This is a genomic window from Brevundimonas sp. (assembly GCF_046299535.1).
Lineage (GTDB): Bacteria > Pseudomonadota > Alphaproteobacteria > Caulobacterales > Caulobacteraceae > Brevundimonas.
The window spans coordinates 1-18,469 of record NZ_JBKBIB010000019.1; the positions used below are offsets into that span (position 1 = coordinate 1).

Consider the following 18,469-nt stretch of genomic DNA (forward strand, 5'->3'; position numbering starts at 1 on the left):
CTCCATCATCCCCACCCCCTGTCTGACCAACTCTTGCTGGGTGGGGGGAAAGAGTCGGGAAGACACCAGGTTTTCCCTCGTCGGCTCCTCCGCCGCGGGCCTGTCGTCCATCGCCCTGATGAAGGCGGCGGGGGTCAAACACGAGAACACCGTCATCGTCGACCGCGACGGCGTGGTCTATCGCGGCCGCGACAACGTGGACCAGTGGAAGGCCGCCCACGCCACCGACACCCCGCACCGCACCCTCGCCGAGGCCATGGTCGGCGCCGACGTGGTCATCGGCCTGGCCGCCAAGGGCGCCATCACCAAGGAGATGGTCGCCTCCATGGCGCCGCGGCCCATCATCTTCGCCATGGCCAATCCGGACCCCGAGATCACCCCCGAGGACGTGCGCAGCGTCCGCGACGACGCCATCATCGCCACCGGCCGCTCGGACTATCCGAACCAGGTCAACAACGTGCTGGGCTTCCCCTACATCTTCCGCGGCGCCCTGGACGTGCGCGCCCGGCAGGTGAACCACGAGATGAAGGTGGCCTGCGCCCAGGCCCTGGCCGCCCTCGCCCGCGAGGACGTGCCGGACGAGGTGGCCGTGGCCTATCGTGGCCGCAAGCTCAAGTTCGGCCCCGACTACATCATCCCCACGCCCTTCGATCCGCGCCTGATCTGGTACATTCCGCCGTTCGTGGCCCAGGCGGCCATGGACACCGGCGTGGCGCGTCAGCCCATCGAGGACATGGACGCCTATCGCGCCACCCTGCGCCAGCGCCTCGATCCGTCCGCCGCCCTGATGCAGAAGATCTCCTCGGCCGTGCGCGGCGCCCCCAACAAGCGGGTGGTGTTCGCCGAAGGCGAGGAAACCTCGGTCATCCGCGCCGCCTGGGCCTTCAAGCAGCAGGAACTGGGCACCCCCATCCTGGTGGGCCGCGAGGAGCTGGTGCGCCAGAACGCCGTCGAGGCCGGCCTGGTGTTCGAGGACCTGGGCATCGAGATCATCAACGCCCGCGTCTCGCCCAACAATGTGGCCTACACCGAGGCCCTGTATCAGCGGCTGTGGCGGCGCGGCTATCTGCGTCGCGACGTGCAGCGCATGATCAATCAGGACCGCAACTATTTCGGCGCGGCCATGCTGGCCCACGGCGACGCCGACGCCATGGTCACCGGCGTGACCCGCAATTTCAACATGGCGCTGAAGGAAGTCAGCCGGGTTCTGGACGTGAAGAGCACCCTGATCGGCCTGTCGGTGGTCATGGCGCGCGGCCGCACCCTGTTCGTGGCCGACACCTCGATCCACGAACTGCCCGACGCCCAGGAGCTGGCCGACATCGCCATCCAGGCCGCGGCCTCGGTGCGCAAGCTGGGCCGCACCCCCCGGGTGGCCTTCCTGTCCTACTCCAGCTTCGGCAACCCTCCGGGCGACCGGGGCGAAAAGGTGCGCGAGGCCATCCGCATCCTCGATCAGCGCGGCGTGGACTTTGAATACGAGGGCGAGATGCCGCCCGAGCTGGCCCTGACGCCGGAGGCGCGCGGTTCCCACCCCTTCATGCGCCTGTCGCGCGAGGCCAATGTGCTGGTCATGCCGGCGATCCATTCGGCCGTCATCTCGACCCAGATGATCCAGGCTCTGGGCGGCGCCACCCTGGTCGGGCCGCTGCTGATCGGGCTGGAGAAGTCGGTGCAGATCGTGCCGCTGGGCTCGTCCGTCAGCCAGATCCTCAACGCCGCCACCTTCGCGGCCTACGAGGAAGGGGTGGCCGAGGAGGGGTGAGGCCCTGTCCGCCCATCCCGCGAAATCCGGGATGGGCGGTGGCGCTAGGCCTCCAACTTGGCCCGCGCCTCGATTTCGGGCTGGCGTTTGGCGACGATGAAGGCGAGCACTACGGCGAAGACGCCGATCACCACCGAATAGAGGAAGAAGGTCACATAGCCCGCGCCCAGCGACGGAGCGCTGACCCCTGCCGTGGCCGCGCCCTCCGCCAGCGACCCTTCGGGCAGGCGCCCAAACCAGCTGCGCAGGGCGCTGTTGAATCCTCCCGCCTCGGCCGCCCGCGCGCTCTCTTCGACGATGCGGCCGGACTGGGACGCCGTGATCTTGCCGAAGATGGCGTAGAGCGAGCTGAACAGGGCGTACTGGGTGGCGGTGAAGCCCGCGCTGGTCAGGCTGGACATGTAGACGATCAACGCCGTGCCCGCGACGCCGGTGGCCAGATTGTCGATGGTGATGGCGGCATAGAGAACCGCCATGTCAGGACCGGACATCGCCACCCAGATGAATACAAGATTCGACAGCGGGCTGGCGAACACCCCGATCACCATGGTCTTGATGATGCCGAAGCGCGACACCATCCAGGCGCCCAGGGTGATGCCCGCCAGCGACGCCACGACGCCGTATATCTTCCGCACCTCGGCGATCTGACCCAGCGAGAAGCCCAGGTCGATGTAGAACGGGGTCATCAGATTCAGCACGAAGTCGGACAGGCGATACAGACAGATCAGCGCCAGGATCAGCACGCCGAGCTTGCCGCCGAACCGGCGGAAGAAGTCGCCCAGCGGCTGGCCGTATGCCCATCGAAGATAGGCGCCGGGCCGGGTCGGCACGCCGGGAATCGGCACGCAGGCCAGGGCGATGAGGCCTAGACCCAGGACCACGCCGGGAAACTGCAGGAAGATGCCGTTCGGCCGCGCCTCCCACGCCGTCTTGAAGGCCTCCGCGCCCGCGTCACCGGCGCCCAGCAGGTTGATCACCGCCGCCAGCAACGTGCCGTTCGCCGCCAGTCCCGAACCCGCGAACAGCGCGCCCAGCAGGATGAACGCGAGCCGGGCCGCCCATTCGAACGCTTCGGGGATCGGGCGCTTGGGTACGCCCTCGTCCGCCATCAGTCGCACGACCACCTCGCCGCCACGGGGCGCCAGCAGCACCGCGCCTATGGCCACGAACATGATCGCCGCCATGACCGCATAGCTGAAGTTCCAGCTGAACGCTTCGGCCAGGATCAGCGGAAGGGCGCCCGCGGTGATCATCGCGCCGCGGAACCCCCACTGATAGGCGGCCGCCATGACGCCGAACCGGGCCTTGTCCACCACCTCGATGCGCCAGGCGTCGATGGCGATGTCCTGGGTGGCGCCGGCGAATCCCACCAGAACCGCCAGCAACGCCACCCGTGTCAGGTTCATGGACGGGTCCGATCCTGCGATCAGCCACAGGCCGACGATGATGATGATCTGCATCAGAATCATCCAGGACCGGCGCTGACCCAGAAGCGGCTCCAGCACCGGGAGTTTCACCCGGTCCACCATCGGGGCCCAGACGAACTTCATCGAGTAGGACAGGGTCGCCAGCGAGAAGGCGGTGATGGCCTGGAGGGACAGGCCTTCCTGCCGCAACCACGCCGACAGGGTGTCGAAGATCAGGAAGAACGGCAGCCCCGCCGCCATGCCCAGCAGCAGCATCACGAAGACGCGCCGCTCCTTCAGGGTCTTGATGAATTCCCAGGTGGTCAGGCGGCGTTCGGCGGCGTCTTCGGCCATGTCGGCGTCCCTTTGCAGGGACGCCGTCAGGCGCCCCGATTCAGCAGGCGACCTTGGCGCGGACTTCGCCGCTCGTCCAGCGGGCAAGCGCCGACCGGAGAGCATCCGTGTCGATGGGCTTGGTCAGGTGGTCGTCCATGCCGGCCTCCAGACAGGCCTTGCGGTCCTCGACGAAGGCGTTGGCGGTCAGGGCCACGATGGGGGTGCGGTCGCCCCGGGCGCGGATGGCGCGGGCGGCGGCCAGCCCGTCCATGCCGGGCATGCGCATGTCCATCAGCACCAGATCATAGCGGGCGCGGGTCAGGGCCTGCACCGCCTCGTCGCCAGAACCGGCGGTCTCCACCACGCAGCCCTCGCGGCGCAGCAGGGTCTTGGCCAGCAGCGCATTGACCGGATTGTCCTCGGCCAGCAGCACGCGCAATCCGGCGAAGCGCACGGGCGTGACCCGGTCGTCGTCGCGCTGGGGCGGGGGCGGGCCGCCGATGGGGGCGTCCGCCTTGCCCACCGCCGCCAGCACCCGCTCGGCCAGGGACGCACGGCGCAGGGGCTTGATCAGATAGCCGTGGAAGCCCTGCGACCGATAACGCGCGATCAGCTCGCGCTCCTCGGCCTTGAGCAGGACGATGCAGCGGCCTCCTGTGGGGCAGGCGGCCATGGCGCCGGGCTCGGCCGCCGCGTGGTCCACCAGGGTGACGATCGCTCCGGACTTCACCGTGCCGCCGCAGGCCTCCACCTGCTGGCGCACGGCCTCGGCCACCAGCGGGTCGGGGGATTTCACCGCCACGGCGACCCCCTTCAGGGGCGTGGCGCGCCCGATTGCCGCGCCGGGGGCGGCGGGGAAGGCGGCCTCGAAGCGGAAGCGGGCGCCGCCGCCGGGGCGGTCGGTCACGCAGACCTTGCCGTCCATGGCTTCGGCCAGCTTCTTGACAACCGCCAGACCCAGCCCGGCGCCGTCGAAGCGCGCGGCGTCCGAAGCGTCCACATGGCCGAATTCCTCGAAGATGCGTTCGCGCGCCTCGGGCGGCACGCCGGGGCCGGTGTCGTCGATTGTGAACGCCAGCTTCGGCCGGCTGTCGCGCCCGCCCGCCCGCTCTATGGCGATGCGGACCCCGCCGGTTTCGGTGAATTTCACCGCATTGCCGGCCAGGTTGAACAGGATCTGGCGCAGGCGGCCCTCGTCGGCCAGCACGTCGGGCGCGTCCGGCGCCACGGTCCAGACCAGCGACAGCCCCTTGTCGTGGGCGCGCGGGCTGAGCAGCTCGGCCACGCCCTGGACAAGGCCCTCCAGCTCGACCGGCTCGGCCTCCAGCTCCAGATGCCCTGCATCGACCCGGGCGTAATCCAGCAGGTCGTTGACCAGCCCCAGCAGGTGCTCGGCGGACTCCCGCGCCGCGCTCACATAGGCGCGCTGGGCGCCGTCCATGCGGGTGCGGGCCAGCAGGCCCAGCATGCCGATGACGCCGTTCAGGGGCGTGCGCATCTCGTGGCTCATCAGCCGCAGGAACCGCTCCGCCGCCTGGGCGTCGGGGGGCTCGGCCGCAGCCGGGTTGGTCATGGGCGCCTTTTGCGCCGCCTCGGTCTTCACGGTCTTTCGCCGCACAGTCATCACGCACCCTCCACCGAAGGGCCCAGCCTGCACGAAAACGGTTAAGGGCCGCCGAATCACGGGGGCGCAGGCGCGGCGGCCGTCAGATGGTTTTTCGGGCCGATCACCAGGCGGGCGTCGTCCCGGCCGCCACCGGCGCCGCGCCCGCCTCCTGCGGGCCCACGGTGGTGCGGCGATAGACCAGGGCCTCGGCGATATGGCGGCGCAGGACGGGCGTGGACCCCTCCAGATCGGCGATGGTGCGCGCCAGCCGCAGGGTGCGGGTCCAGCCCCGCGCGGTCAGTCCCCCGGCCTCTCCCGCCCGCATCAGCAGGGCCCGGCCGGCCTCATCGGGCGCCCCGATCCGGTCCAGGGTCTCGCCGGAGGCCCGGGCGTTGATCCCCTGATCCGGGTCGAGACCATGTTCGCGGGCGCGCTCGGCCTGGGCGTCGCGGGCTGCAGCCACCCGGGCGGCGGCCTCTGCCGTGCCCTCGGCGGGCGGGGGCAGGGCCATGTCGGCGGCGGTGACGGGCGGGGTCTCCACGGTCAGGTCGATGCGGTCGAACAGCGGCCCGGAGATGCGGTTCTGATAGTCCCGCTGACAGCGCGGGGCCTTGCCGCAGGCGCCCTTGCCCGGCCCGCCCACGCCGCAGCGGCACGGGTTCATGGCCGCGATCAGCTGGAACCGGGCCGGATAGCGCACATGGGCGTTGGCGCGCGCCACCACGATCTCGCCCGTCTCCAGCGGCTGGCGCAGGGAATCCAGCGCCTGGGGCGAATATTCCGGCATTGGGTAGCAAACACACCTTAGCTGCCCTTCCAGAAAATGTCGCAGTTTCATAGCCTTAGAGCGGGGCTCGTCGCCGGTCGTCGTGCCCTGGCCGCTGAGGGCTTCCGCATGCTCCGTCTGTGGTGACCGGCGCTACAGACATGGATTGACTTCATGTCGCGGCCTAACAGCGTGGTGCCTGAAGGAGCGCAGCAGCCAAACGTGCTGCACGCCCTCACCAAGAAGCGAGCGGAGATTGCTGGGTGCATTGAACACAACCAGCTCAGGCTTCGGCAGCTGGTCTCGGAACTCGACCACATCGACGCCGCGATCAGGATTTTCGATCCAGCGATCGACATCGGCGCGATCAAGCCGAAACCGGTGCCACCACGTCATGCGGCCTTTAAAGGGGAGGTGACGCGCGTCGTCCTTGATAGCCTTCGTGAGGCTAACCGTCCCCTAACCTCTCGGGACATCGCCACGATCTTAATGAAGGAGCGTGGATTGGACCCTGGCGATCGCGTGATGTCCGTCATCATGGTCAAGCGGGTCTGTGCCTGCCTGCGCGTCCAGCGCAGGAAAGGTCTCGTGCGAGCGGTGCCAAACCTGGGCCAAGCCCAGGGCTGGGTAGTTGGCCATGAGTAGTGCCCTCAGATTTTGGCGCGGGCGGCGGCTCTATCACATCGTCCCGAACAGGGAGGGGCGGGGATTTGTCGGCCTGTGCGATGGCCGCGTGGTGGGGACCGCCACAGACCGTCATCAGGTCATGCGAATCATACTCATGGCCACCGACTGGCGCTAACCGGTGGGCGAACTATGCTGCGATTTGATCGCCCGGATGCTCTGACGGCTCTGGGCTTGCCGCCTCATCCTGCTCGACCGGGAGGTGGGCCATCGCTTGGCGCCCAATAGCCCGAGCGACCGGAACGGGCACCGCATTACCCACCTGTTCGTAGTGACGCCCAATCTGGGGCCCTGCGAAGCGGAAAGTGTCTGGGAAGCCTTGAAGCCTAGCGGCCTCGCGAACGGAGATCGTCCGATCCTGGGTCGGGTGGATATAGGCGCCCCAGTGCGGATCACACTTCGTCAGCAGCGTAGAAGCCAGGCCGCTCTGAGAAAGGCGACCGTATCGTTTGGTGTGATCAGAGAGCCGCGCCCTCTGCATGCCGGCCGGCAACAGATGACGCGGAATGTCCCGCCAGTTCCCGCCCTCGGGGACCTCGACCACGCGGTCGAGGTTCACCTTTGTTAGGGCGTGGCACACATGGTTCCAGATCTTACGGGTCCCCGCCCTCGCCTCCCGCTGGAATGCGGAGAATGGACTGCCCCTGCGGCTGACGACTTGCGCGCCACCGCCGTTAACAAGCGGCGGGAGGTCGCCAATGGCGTCCTTCACCGTGACAGCCCTCTTGAGTCCCCTCGTCGCGACGCCCTTCCGCCTTGGGTCAGCTGACCTGTGCGTCGCCGTGGGAAGTAAGGTCTTAGGGTCGCCGACGCGGCTGGCTACAATGAAGACTCGCTTACGGACCTGAGGAGTTCCGAATTCCTCGGCCGACAGCGTCGCCACCGCGCTTGGGTAGCCCATCAACATCAGCTGCGCCCGAATGGCCGTGATCACGGCCCCGTTGCCGATCGTCAGGATACCGGGGACATTTTCCATCACCAGGGTCTTGGGCTGTAGCCCTCGGACGATCCTCAGGTAGTGCTCGAACAGCTTCGCTCGATCATCGCTGTCGGAGCGCTGGTGGTTATTGTAGCTGAACGACTGGCAAGGCGGCCCGCCGATGAGACAGTCAAGTTCGCCGGGCTTTAGGCCACACTGAAGAAGCAAGTCGTCTGCCTCCACGGCTGCGATGGGCCCCTCGAAGAATGCTGCCTCGGGGAAGTTGAGTCGAAAAGTTTCAGCGGCGGCCGCGTTGACGTCGTTGGCGCCGACGATCTGCCATCCCGCCTGTCGATAACCGACGGCAAGTCCGCCAGCACCCGCGAACAAGTCGATGCATGTCGGGCCAGGCGCTCGCGGCACCTTGGCGGCATGCACTTTAACCGGCTTCACCGCGACTTCTGACAAGCAGACCACTCCTGCGTTCCGCCTGGAACGAACATAGAACACTTTGGCTACATTGTAGACGTCCTTGCAAGAAGGTCGAGCGAAAGCAGCGATCGCTTGACCTGGTTGCGGCGGCTTGCTATTCACTTGCTGACGCAAGCAATGAAAGGATCGATATCATGCCCGAGGCCGCCATCAAGCCCAAGCCCCGCATCTACATCGAGAAAATCGGTGACCGCGAGTGGGAGCTCCAGGAGGTCGAGCTCGACATCTATGAGGGCGTCTGCCTGTGGTCAGAAAACCCCCGCCTTCAGACGAAACTCCCCGTCGGAGACATCCGTTCGGAAGAGCAGCTCGAAAGCGCGCTGCGCGGGACGCCCGGCTACGACACCCTGAAAAAGTCCATAGACGACCTCGGGCAAATGGAGCCGATCTACGTCCAGGAGCTGGCGAGCGGCGAGAAGGCGCTGGTCCTGGAAGGGGCCACGCGCGTCACCATCCTGCGGGAGCTCGATCGCCGTTACGTGACGGGCATCAAGGAGGGCCGGTTCCGCCGCGTGAAGGCCAAGATGCTGCCGTCGGACTTCGGTGAGCGCGAGAGAGCGGTGCTGCTCGCGCGTATCCATGTGCGAGGCACCGGCGTTCGGGCTTGGGGACGGTATGTCGAGGCCAAGTTCGTGCACGACGTGGTGGTGGGCCGCAACGGCCCGCCTCTCATGAACATCACGCAGATGGCGCAGTTCATGGAGAAGTCGGTCTCGTGGGTCCAGCGTCTGCGGGACGCCTTCGCCTTCGCCCAGGCCTACATTGACTACGTGGATGACGATGGTGAGGCGGAGAAGACAGCCGCCACCAAGTTCAGCATTCTGGAGGAAATCAGCAAGGCCCGGATCATCGGCTCCATGCTGAGGGAATACGACAACCCGAACTACGACACCCTGCGTGGCGAGGTGTTCGACATGGTCCGGAACAACGTGTTCAAGGAGTATCGAGAAGCGCGGTTCCTGAAAGAATTCCACGACGATCCCGATAAGTGGGAGCAGCTGAAGTCGGGCGAGGAGTTCATTGCCGGTCGGCTGGCCCTGGAGATCAAGACGAACTCCAGCAGCGTGAAGTCCAAGATCGGCGCTCTGAGCCAGCAGGTGAAACGCTCTCTTGATCGGGATGAAGGGGACCTGGGCGAAGACGAGGTCGCTCAGCTTTACCAAGCGGCGTCGGAAATCGAGGCGAACCTGCACCCTGGCGTCCGCCCGTTCCGGGTTCAGCTCCGCAAGTTCACGGAGTCGCTTGCGGAGGCGAGCATGGCTGACATGAAGGCGCTTGACCTCGATGAAGTCGCGGCGTTCCGGGAAGCGCTCGCTTACTTCGATCAGCTCTTCGATAAGCATGGACCGAAGGCGGGCTGAGGATGTCAGTGCAACTGATGGCTCATCAGACCGAAGGGGTGGCGTTCCTCTCCGAGGGACGTCGCGGCCTCCTCGCCTTTGAGCAGGGCCTCGGCAAAACGCTCGTAGCGATTATGGCTTTCTGCGACCTCCGCGCTGCCGGCCGGGTCGACCGTATGCTGGTGATCTGCCCTAACTCGCTGAAGCGGAACTGGGTGGCCGAGCTGAACAAGTTCGCGCCCACCCTGACCGTGGACATCGCCGAGGGCACGCCTAAGGCCCGCCGCACGACGCTGTCGATGTCTCGGTGCGACGTGATGATCACCAGCTACGAAACTGCTCGTAGCGAGCTGACAGCCTTGCTGGCTTTCACAACTGCCCAGCGGACCGCGCTCGTTTTGGACGAGTCCCATGCCGCCAAGAACTGGAAGTCGCTGACGTCCGCGTCGATGCGGCACATCGCACCACGGTGCGAGTATCGGTGGCTTTTGTCCGGCACGCCGGTGACCAACACGCCAGCCGATCTATACACCCAGATCGAGATTGTTGCCCCTGGAGAGCGATCGCTGGGATCACTTGAAACGTTCCTTGCCCGCATCGAAGAAGACCCGACGGCCGCCTTCGCCAAGCCAATCTTCGATGACCTCATCCTCCGCAAGACCAAGGAGGAATGCCTGGACCTGCCGGAGAAGACGTTCACCGATGTGATCGTCGAGCTACCTGCATGGCAGCGCCGGCTCTATGACGACATGCGCCACGACATGGCTTGCGCGATTAAAGGCATGACGGGCGCGCAATACAGCGCGTTCGCATCCACAGCCCTCGCGCAGCTGACTCGGCTCATGCAGCTGGCCAGCAATCCTGCTCTGATTTTCCCCGATACTGGGCAGACGCCGGGAAAAGTTGATGTGCTGGACGGGCTACTGGCGGACATCATGGCCCTCGACAGCCGGAAGGTCATTCTGTGGTCGAACTACGTCGCAAATATTGAGCGGCTGCGTCTTCGATATTCGGAGTATGGGGCTGTCGCCATCTACGGCGGGGTGCCGCCAACTGAACGTCAGAACGTTGCCAACGCCTTCCAAGGTGACGCGGCCACTCGGCTGTTGATCGCCAACCCGGCGGCCGCCGCGACCGGATTCACGCTGACGGCGGCCAACTATACGATCTACGAATCGATTGGCTGGCGCTACGATCACTATGCTCAGAGTCAGGACCGCAACCACAGAATTGGCCAGACGCGCCCAGTGACCTACCTGAGATTGATCGCCGCCGACACTATCGACGAGGCCATCGGTGGCGCCCTGGAAAGGAAGTCATCAATGGCTAAGGGCCTGCTGTCCGATCCCGATGTGCAGGTTTCCCTTAGCAAGCTGACGCCCACCCAGATGTGCGCGCTGATCCTGAACAACGAGCTCCCGTAGGAGGCAGCGTGGTGTTTGAAGTTGGTGCGACCTACACGCGTGATGATGTCCAAACGTTGCTCAATGTGCCGGAGGCGCAGAGGGGTGGGAACTGGGACACCGGCTACAACCGATACGACAGTCAGCTGTTTGTGTTCTGCAACGTTGGTTCCGCAGGTCGCACCGGCCATGACTATCAAAACGAATGGGTAGGCGACCAGCTCGTCTGGTTCGCCAAGACGGGCACTCATATCGGCCAGCCCCTTATGCGCCTGATGACGCTCGGCGAAATTCCCGTTCATGTGTTCTGGAGGGCGAACAGTCGACACCCCTTCACATACCAAGGGCTTGCCCAAAGTATCGAGGTCAAGGACGCATCGCCGGTGCGCTTTCGGTGGTCCTTTGCTCAACCGCCCGCCAGTGTGGTCCGAGACGACCCGGTCGTCTCCTCATTGGCGACCGAGGCCGACGCACTGGGCACCACCATCGCCGGGATGGCAGCGGCCATTCAGCAGCGAATCAAGCGGAGCGCCGAGCCGCAGGAGGGCTTCCATCCCAACCGAACAGGGCCAGAATTTTCCGAGCTTGTCGAAGGACTTAGACGCCAATGGCACCGGCAGAATGGATTGTGCAGCCTGTGTGAGCGACCGATCCCGCTGGCCCCCAAGAATCGTCTCTTACAGATGTCGCCGGATCGGATCGACAGTGCGAACAAAGCCTACGCCGCAGACAATGTGCACCTCACCCATTTGGGCTGCAATCTCGCCAAGAGCAGCGCGAACATGGCGGACTGGGATGACTACCTGTCCGTAGTCAGGGCGCAACCTTGAGCCGGAATCCTGAGGGAAACCCTCCTGGGATACTCCGGCTATCCGCCCTGCCAGGGGACAATGAACGTCTGAGCGCCCACGCCCTCGCTGAGGGGGCTGTCATGGGCGGCGTGGCTTCCGACCTGCTGGCAAAGGACTGATCCTCCCGCCAGCCTCAGGCGAAGCCGCGAAGAACTCCCCGACAGCGACGTCGAGGACGAAAGCGAGCCGATCCAAAAGATCGACAGTGACATTGCCCTGCTCGCGCTCAAGCTCGCTGATGTAGGCGCGATCCACCCCCGCGTCAGCCGCCAGCCTTTCCTGAGAGATACCGCGCTCGGTCCTCAGGCGTCTTAGATTCCATGCGACCAGCGCGCGCCCATTCATGGGCGCCAAGCGACAGATTCAGGAGCCGTTAAACCACGGGATATAGCCTACAGATTAAATCTGGGAGGTGGGCTGTGTCTATCGAGAGCAAGATCGGCGGGGCCGGGGCCGGATGTCTCGGCTTCTTTGCGCTCTTCGTCTTCGTGTTCGCGGTCGTGCCCGGTATTTACATATGGGTGATCGAGCCGGTGGTGAATCCGGCCGGGGCCGAGTCGAGGGCCGCAGCGACAGCGGCCAGAGACGCCGAAGAGCGGGCTCTCATCGACGCCTTCAACGCCGAGCGAGATGCCGAGCGTCGGTTGAGGGACATGGAGACGGCCGAAAAAGCGGAAGCGGATCGACAACAGATCGCGGCCAACGCTGAGGCATCTAGAGCGGCAACGACCGCCGCGCTGGAACGATACGCCGAGTGCACCGTCAGGAACCGGACACCCAACGCCTGCCACGAGGACTGGCGGCCTACGCCTCAGGCGAGGGCGATGGTCGAGATGATGCGCTAGGTGATGACGTGCCCCTTCCCTAGGGGGCCCGCCGTCGCATGCCGCCCCGCCCGAAAGCGCGATCCTCGTAGCGGGCTTGGATGGTGCCGACGTCGATACTGCGGTTCATCGCCCGGCCCCAGGGCCTCGCGGGCGGTCCCTCGGTCATTGCTGGCTCGTTAAACTCCGAGACAGCTAGAGTTTGGGTTGGTTGAGAAGCTCGGGAGGCAACTCTAGCTCAAATTGGTGCTGTGTTCGGGACATTCGCAACCTAACCCCTATCGCCGCCATCGCCTGCAGGGCGAAGACAAACGAGAAGGTTCCGCGACCGATCTTATTCCTCACGCTGGTCTCAGTCTCTTCAAGTCCCATTTCGACCAAGCGCTGCGCTAGGCCATCGTAGGTAAGATTCTGGCGCTTAAGCTCAGCCTTCATCATCCCCTTGGCCACGTCGCGCCACTGTTCGTCCGTGCTGGTCATTTTCGACGGATGAGCGGGGATTTGGGTCATACGGTCAGGTAGCGGATTCTTCCGCTGTTCCGCAATACCGAGCCCATGACTTAAGCGCACGGGATATGCGCCAAAAAGATCACACAAATGAGCAGCCCAGGACCAATGAGCGCTAAATCGCGCCGTAAAGCGCAAAAATGCGACTAATTTCTTGACGTCCATGAAGGGTCGTAATAGCGCAAATATGCGCTTTAAAGCCCATGGACGATCTTGCCGTTATCCGCTTCTCAGATTGGCCCGGCAGACGCCGTGACGCCAACTCAGGTAGCATCGCTATCTGAAGAGGAGGCACGCGCGTATTTCGTGAGGGTGCGCTTCGCACGGTGGGGTGGCGTTCCCACCTGCGAACGCTGCAAGTGTTCGGCAGTCTACACGTTCAAGACCAGACAGCTTTACAAATGCAAAAACTGCGAACGGCAGTTCTCTGCGACATCGGGAACGCCTTGGGCGTACCGAAAGCTGTCGTTCAAAAAGCTCATGTTGCTCATTGCGACGTTCAGCCATGGTGCCTACGGGCGATCAGCACTCGACCTTTGTGAGGACCTCCGGGTCCAATACAAGACCGTTCTGGTTTGGCTTCACAAGATTCGAAACGAGATCGCTGAGCGAGCGAAGGCCGTCATTCTGGGCGGCGAGGTGGAGATCGACGGTAGCTATTACGGCGGCAAGATTCGGCCAAAAAACCAATGGAAGGAGCGGAAGGACCACCGGCGCATACATTACCGGCTGAACTCTCTGAAGCTGGTCGTGGTGGCGGCCCGCGAGCGGGGAGGCGGGCCAATCAGGACCTGGATCGCCCGAAGCGAAGGCGATGCACGGCCTTTCATTCGGGACGCCTTGGAGAAAGGAACGGTCCTCTTCAGCGATCAGTTGGGCGTTTGGTCATGGCTCCGAAGCCACCACCAGCTTTTCACCATCAACCACAATCAGGCCTTCTACACCCCCGAGGCTTGCACGAACGCTGTGGAAAGCTACTTCGGCTCCCTCCGGATGGCAGAGAATATCCATGTCCATATCTCTGGACAGTATCTGGATCTCTACGCGGCGGCTGCAGCGTGGCGGCTTTCGCGCAAGGGCAAAGCTAAATGGTGGGGGTTCGCAGATCTGATGTCAGCGATGAGCCGGCAAGGCAGGTCAAATCTTTCCGGTTACTTCCAAGGACGTAAGCGCTCCCTCTCCCTCTGCCAGATGGACGGATCGACCCTGGCGTGGCGGCCGCCGTCGAAGGCGGCTCGTGCGGCAATGAAGCAGGTCGCGGAGGTCGGTGGCGTCGACCAACTCGGAGCCGCACGAGCTCTTTCAAGGAACCGGTCAGGGCAGCGCGACTTCTCCTTTGTCCCTGCTGACGAGTTTCTGAGAAACCCCTCAGCCGTGCCGAACGGCTCAGGCGTCTATGCGCTCTTCGGCACATTCGGCGAGGTCTTGCTGACCAACTTGGGGTTCAAGGCTGAAGAGCACCCACCCCTTTGGCGGCGCGATGGCGCCACGCACTTCTACACAGGTGAGTCGTACACGGTTCGATCACGCCTGCTCGAGCACCTCGTGGGGACAATCCGGACTTCGAACCTCCGGCACACGCTGTTCTCCATTTCCCATGCATTGGGGCCGGTGGGGGGCTTGCCGCTCGTCACGAGAGACGCTGCTGTGGACGAAGCGGCGCTGTCCGAATGGCTGCGCGAAAACGTAACGGTCGGATTCAAGACCTGTGGTTACGTCAAGGACGTGGAGAATGCGGTCCTGCGGACCGCTGCGAGCCCCCTCAACGTGATGCGACCAATGCCCTCGGAGTTCGCCAGCGCCTTGCGCGCTCTCAAGCGCAGGTTCAGCGACGAGGTCGCTGCCAACTGGCCGAAGACACTCAGCACCCACAGCCCCCGCCGGCGCTAGCCAAACCCGGATGGCACGCGAGACGCGCCTAGTCGCGCTGCCCCGGCGTTCGTATGGGCGATGATCAGTGCCGTGCCGCGATGTCGTAGCGAATCGGCGACCCGGGGAGCCGAGTTACGAGCCCGGAGGCGAGGATGTTCGCGATGGCGCCCGATATAGCTCTGTTTACGATGTGACGTCGTCCTGATGTCGAGATGTCCAATCCGTGTCGCTCGGCTAAGATGGCCCTTAGGTCGGCAGCGGACAGCGGATGTTCGGCTTCGCGTATCTCGTCTAGGACCGCCGCGGTCCAGCCCGCCGCCGGTCGACCCGCTAGTGGGGCGCGTCGGGGCCGCATCGGCTTTATGCCGGTCGCGTCCCAATCAGGAAGTAGCATCTTGATTACATACTCGAGGTGCGGGAGCGCCTCGTCGATCTGCGCGGCCTTTTTCTCACCTTCGACATACTCCGCCGCCCACGCCAGACGGTCCTCCTCGCTCCGGCTCCGATAGCGATGTCGGAGTAGGAACCCCTGCTTAAGGCCAAGCTGGCGGCGGTATAAGGTGATGAGTTGGGAGGCGAGAGACGCTGACATCGAGAGTCAGATAGCGCTCGAATTCCATACTGAGAAGGGCGGAAGGTCGCTTAGGTGCGTCTGCTACCCAATGCCGGAATATTCCGGCAGCTCATCCAGGAACAGCACGCCGTTGTGGGCCAGCGACGCCTCGCCCGGTTTCGCCCGGTGTCCGCCGCCGGTCAGGGCCGCCATGCTGGCCGAGTGGTGCGGCGATCGAAACGGCCGGTCCCGGGTCAGGCCGCCCCGCTCGATCAGCCCGGCCACCGACCAGATCATGGAGGTCTCCAGCAGCTCCTGCGGCGTCAGGGGCGGCAACAGGCCCGGCAGGCGCTGGGCCATCATGGACTTGCCCGATCCCGGCGGGCCCACGAACAGCAGGTTGTGCCCCCCGGCGGCGGCCACCTCCAGCGCCCGCTTGGCGCTCTCCTGACCCTTGACCTCGCGCAGGTCCGGCCCGCCCGTCGCAGCCTTGACCGGGCCCGGCTCGGGCGCGCGCAGCACCTGCACCCCCTTGAAGTGGTTGATGACCCCGATCAGCGACCGGGGCGCCAGCACCGACACCTCGCCCGCCCACGCCGCCTCCGGCCCGTTGGCCTCCGGACAGATCAGGCCCAGCCCCATGGCGGCGGCGGCCACGGCGGCGGGCAGGGTCCCGCCCACCGGGGCGATGCGCCCGTCCAGCCCCAGCTCGCCCAGCGCCGCCCAGTCCGACAGGGCGTCGGGCGCGATCACCCCCATGGAGGCCAGCAGGGCCAGGGCGATGGGCAGGTCGAAATGGCTGCCTTCCTTGGGCAGGTCGGCGGGCGCCAGGTTGGCGATGATGCGTCTGGACGGCATGGCCAGGCCGATGCCCGCAAAGGCCCCGCGCACCCGCTCCCGGCTCTCGGCCACCGCCTTGTCCGGCAGGCCGACGATGTTGAAGAACCCCTGATCCCCCGACAGCTGCTGGACCTGCACGTCCACCCGCCGGGCGTCCACCCCGTCGAACGCCACCGTCACCACGCTGGCCAGCATGCCCGAGCCCTCCGTTCCGTATAAGAACGAAGCATGAACGAACTGTATTTGCAATAGCGCCGTTCGTTCGGGAGGCGCTTGCACGCCGTCGCGCCCGGCGGCTGCGTTCCGCGGCTTCCGCGACACGGGGGACCTCAAAGATGACGCCGTACCCCATCGGGGGGATGGAGCGCGTTCTGACCCCGTCTAGCCACGGGATGCCCTGGCATGGGCCGGGGGCATCGGAGGGAATAGGCATGCTGAAATATGTAATCGTCGCGGGCGCGGCGGGGGTGGCCATGCTGGCTGCGCCAGCGTCCGCACAAACCGTTGAACAGCCGGGCTGGTACGTCCAGGTCGGCGGCGGCGCCTCGATCAACGGGGAGGTCGATCTCGATGTCTCGATCGACGTCGGCCCGGCGATCGTCGAAGGGTCGGAAACCTTCGACCTGGATAACGGGTGGCTGGCGACAGCCGCGATCGGCCGTGACAACGGACGGGTCCGGTTCGAGTTCGAGGCCCTGTATTCCGACAACGACGTCGCCGATGTGACGCTGACCGATGGGGCGGAGACCCTGTCCGTGGACGGGGTCTCCGTCAGCCAGGCCGCCGTGTTCGCCAATGTCCTCATCGACTTTGACAACGCCAGCAACTGGACGCCCTACATCGGGGCCGGCATCGGCTATGGCGCAACCCGGTTCACCACCGAGGACGACGATGAGGTGGACAGCGGTCTGGCGTGGCAGGTTAAGGCCGGGCTCTCCTACCAGACGGCCTCCAACGTCACCTGGGACATCGGCTATCGCTATGTGAACATGGCGGATTTCGAGTTCTCGGACTTCGACGGCTTCACCGGCTCGCTGAGCGCGGAGGGCTCTTTCCACGCGGTCACGGTCGCGCTGCGTTTCGGCTTCTGATGACCGACAGGCGCCCGGTCGGCGATCGGCGACCGGGCGTCGTTCACCGGGGATGGACTTCAGCCGCGATTTGACGACTGGTCTCCATCAGCAAGGAGGGGGCTCGGATTGCTGCGCGATGACGCCCAATTTGAAGCGCTGGCGGCCATGATGCGGCGAGCCGCATTGGGCGAAGTCTCGTGGGAATCGGTGATGGCGGCGATCAGCGCCGCCTGCGACGCCACCAGCGCGAATCTGGCCGGGGTCGACCAGGGGATGCTCCAGTTCATTCACACCAATGATCTGGACCCGGCGATGTTCGAGGAACTGGGCACGACGATCCAGAGCGAAACCGACAACCCGCGGCTGATGCTGACCAGCCGCGGCGGGGTGATGCAGGTGGTGGAAGGGGTGGACTTCGGATCCGATGTCATGACCCGTCGGTTCCCCGTCTTTGGTGAGGTTTGCCGCAAGTATGATGTCGGGTTCGGCGTGCAGATGTGCCTCGAGCGGGAGGCGGGACGTGTCGTCGGGCTGGCTCTGCTGCGCGGCCGCCGCGCGGAACACGGCTCACCTGACGACGCCCGCACCTTCAAGGCTCTGGCGCCTCAGGTGCTTGAGGCGGTGAAGCTCGCACGGATGATCGAGGATCAGGGGGTCGCCTTGGCCCGCAACAGCCTGGAAGCCGTCCGGTCCGCCGCCTTCCTGTGCGACGGCTGGGGCCGGGTGCGGGGCCTGACCCCGGCGGCGGAGGCCCTGGTCGAGGCTGATGGTCCCCTGCTGTTGAAGGACGGGCGGCTGACGGCGCGGGGCGACAGCGCGACCCAGGCGCTTGCAGAGGCCGTCTATCGGGCGACGCGCAATCCGCTGGAGCCCCTGAAGACGCTGGTGGTGCAGGGGTTGGATGGCCTGAGGTGGGCCGTCGATGTAGCGCCTCTGCCCACGGTCGAGCACAGTCTGGGATTCGCGCCTTCGGTCATCGTCATCGTGCGCCAGCGGAAAGCCCATGCCGATGCTGCGCTGATCGCGTCGTTGCTGGGGCTGACCGCCGCCGAGGCGTCCGTGGCTGCGGCCCTTGCAGGCGGCGCCAGCCGCGAGGATATCGCTCTCGCACGCGGCGTATCGGTGCAGACCATCAAACATCAGGTGAAGCAGATCTTCGCCAAGACCGGCGTCACCCGCGAGAGCGAACTGATCGTTCTGCTGCACCGGCGACTTTAGCGGGCGCCAGGCGC

General features: G+C 65.3%; 14 protein-coding genes and 2 pseudogenes. 9 read left to right on the forward strand and 7 right to left on the reverse strand.

Translation table 11 applies throughout. From position 1 onward, the window contains the following. On the forward strand, positions 1-1,765 hold a 1,765-nt coding region (locus ACK4FB_RS13625; protein WP_409753338.1), incomplete at its 5' end, for a phosphate acyltransferase. Between the two features lie 44 nt (positions 1,766-1,809). Here ACK4FB_RS13625 and ACK4FB_RS13630 read toward each other — a convergent pair. The 3 genes and pseudogenes from ACK4FB_RS13630 to ACK4FB_RS13640 form a co-directional block, all read right to left on the reverse strand. Then, entirely contained in the window at positions 1,810-3,525 is a 1,716-nt protein-coding gene (locus ACK4FB_RS13630; RefSeq protein WP_409753341.1) for an AmpG family muropeptide MFS transporter, read from the reverse strand. 40 nt (positions 3,526-3,565) lie between these two features. Next, positions 3,566-5,131 (reverse strand): response regulator, encoded by a 1,566-nt coding sequence (locus ACK4FB_RS13635; protein WP_409753344.1) that lies wholly within the window; start codon positions 5,129-5,131, stop codon positions 3,566-3,568. 103 nt (positions 5,132-5,234) lie between these two features. After that, positions 5,235-5,900 (reverse strand): annotated as a pseudogene (locus ACK4FB_RS13640) (ATP-binding protein); the annotation flags it as partial. A 153-nt stretch (positions 5,901-6,053) separates the two neighbouring features. On the opposite strand from ACK4FB_RS13640, the gene ACK4FB_RS13645 reads away from it, so the two are divergent. Next, positions 6,054-6,524, forward strand: a complete 471-nt coding sequence (locus tag ACK4FB_RS13645; protein WP_409753347.1) for a hypothetical protein — start codon at positions 6,054-6,056, stop codon at positions 6,522-6,524. 169 nt (positions 6,525-6,693) lie between these two features. Here ACK4FB_RS13645 and ACK4FB_RS13650 read toward each other — a convergent pair whose 3' ends face one another. Further along, positions 6,694-7,950 carry a DNA cytosine methyltransferase gene (locus tag ACK4FB_RS13650; RefSeq protein ID WP_409753350.1) on the reverse strand — a complete coding sequence of 419 codons (1,257 nt, stop codon included), beginning with the start codon at positions 7,948-7,950 and terminating at the stop codon, positions 6,694-6,696. 158 nt (positions 7,951-8,108) lie between these two features. On the opposite strand from ACK4FB_RS13650, the gene ACK4FB_RS13655 reads away from it, so the two are divergent. The 3 genes from ACK4FB_RS13655 to ACK4FB_RS13665 are packed head-to-tail and all read left to right on the forward strand — an operon-like array spanning position 8,109 to position 11,547. Further along, complete coding sequence (locus ACK4FB_RS13655; RefSeq protein WP_409753353.1) at positions 8,109-9,335, forward strand: hypothetical protein; 1,227 nt, start codon at positions 8,109-8,111, stop codon at positions 9,333-9,335. A 2-nt stretch (positions 9,336-9,337) separates the two neighbouring features. Continuing rightward, a complete protein-coding gene (locus ACK4FB_RS13660) occupies positions 9,338-10,738 on the forward strand; it encodes a DEAD/DEAH box helicase (RefSeq protein ID WP_409753355.1) in 1,401 nt (466 codons plus the stop codon). Between the two features lie 8 nt (positions 10,739-10,746). Continuing rightward, a complete protein-coding gene (locus ACK4FB_RS13665; RefSeq protein WP_409753358.1) occupies positions 10,747-11,547 on the forward strand; it encodes a hypothetical protein in 801 nt (266 codons plus the stop codon). Positions 11,548-11,646: 99 nt separating this feature from the next. Here ACK4FB_RS13665 and ACK4FB_RS13670 read toward each other — a convergent pair whose 3' ends face one another. Next, entirely contained in the window at positions 11,647-11,913 is a 267-nt protein-coding gene (locus ACK4FB_RS13670; protein WP_409753440.1) for a helix-turn-helix domain-containing protein, read from the reverse strand. A 74-nt stretch (positions 11,914-11,987) separates the two neighbouring features. Here ACK4FB_RS13670 and ACK4FB_RS13675 point away from each other — a divergent pair, with 74 nt between their 5' ends. Then, complete coding sequence (locus tag ACK4FB_RS13675; RefSeq protein WP_409753361.1) at positions 11,988-12,413, forward strand: hypothetical protein; 426 nt, start codon at positions 11,988-11,990, stop codon at positions 12,411-12,413. Between the two features lie 174 nt (positions 12,414-12,587). Here the strand turns inward: ACK4FB_RS13675 and ACK4FB_RS13680 are convergent, their stop codons facing one another. Further along, positions 12,588-13,064: a DUF6471 domain-containing protein gene (locus tag ACK4FB_RS13680; protein WP_409753364.1), complete on the reverse strand. Its 477-nt coding sequence runs from the start codon at positions 13,062-13,064 to the stop codon at positions 12,588-12,590. Between the two features lie 87 nt (positions 13,065-13,151). Between ACK4FB_RS13680 and ACK4FB_RS13685 the strand changes: the two genes are divergently transcribed. Next, positions 13,152-14,789: an IS1595 family transposase gene (locus tag ACK4FB_RS13685; RefSeq protein ID WP_409753367.1), complete on the forward strand. Its 1,638-nt coding sequence runs from the start codon at positions 13,152-13,154 to the stop codon at positions 14,787-14,789. A 652-nt stretch (positions 14,790-15,441) separates the two neighbouring features. On the opposite strand, the pseudogene ACK4FB_RS13690 reads toward ACK4FB_RS13685, so the two are convergent. Continuing rightward, positions 15,442-16,359 (reverse strand): annotated as a pseudogene (locus tag ACK4FB_RS13690) (YifB family Mg chelatase-like AAA ATPase); the annotation flags it as partial. Positions 16,360-16,595: 236 nt separating this feature from the next. On the opposite strand from ACK4FB_RS13690, the gene ACK4FB_RS13695 reads away from it, so the two are divergent. Beyond that, entirely contained in the window at positions 16,596-17,255 is a 660-nt protein-coding gene (locus ACK4FB_RS13695) for an outer membrane protein (protein WP_409753370.1), read from the forward strand. Between the two features lie 108 nt (positions 17,256-17,363). Further along, positions 17,364-18,455 carry a helix-turn-helix transcriptional regulator gene (locus ACK4FB_RS13700; RefSeq protein WP_409753373.1) on the forward strand — a complete coding sequence of 364 codons (1,092 nt, stop codon included), beginning with the start codon at positions 17,364-17,366 and terminating at the stop codon, positions 18,453-18,455. Positions 18,456-18,469 lie beyond the last annotated feature (14 nt).

Excerpts from the sequence above, each read along its gene's own strand:
- ACK4FB_RS13630 (WP_409753341.1), bottom strand. The coding sequence starts at position 3,525 with ATGGCCGAAGACGCCGCCGAACGCCGCCTGACCACCTGGGAATTCATC.
- ACK4FB_RS13635 (WP_409753344.1), bottom strand. The coding sequence starts at position 5,131 with ATGACTGTGCGGCGAAAGACCGTGAAGACCGAGGCGGCGCAAAAGGCG.
- ACK4FB_RS13645 (WP_409753347.1), top strand. The coding sequence starts at position 6,054 with ATGTCGCGGCCTAACAGCGTGGTGCCTGAAGGAGCGCAGCAGCCAAAC.
- ACK4FB_RS13655 (WP_409753353.1), top strand. The coding sequence starts at position 8,109 with ATGCCCGAGGCCGCCATCAAGCCCAAGCCCCGCATCTACATCGAGAAA.
- ACK4FB_RS13660 (WP_409753355.1), top strand. The coding sequence starts at position 9,338 with ATGTCAGTGCAACTGATGGCTCATCAGACCGAAGGGGTGGCGTTCCTC.
- ACK4FB_RS13670 (WP_409753440.1), bottom strand. The coding sequence starts at position 11,913 with ATGAATGGGCGCGCGCTGGTCGCATGGAATCTAAGACGCCTGAGGACC.
- ACK4FB_RS13680 (WP_409753364.1), bottom strand. The coding sequence starts at position 13,064 with ATGGACGTCAAGAAATTAGTCGCATTTTTGCGCTTTACGGCGCGATTT.
- ACK4FB_RS13695 (WP_409753370.1), top strand. The coding sequence starts at position 16,596 with ATGCTGAAATATGTAATCGTCGCGGGCGCGGCGGGGGTGGCCATGCTG.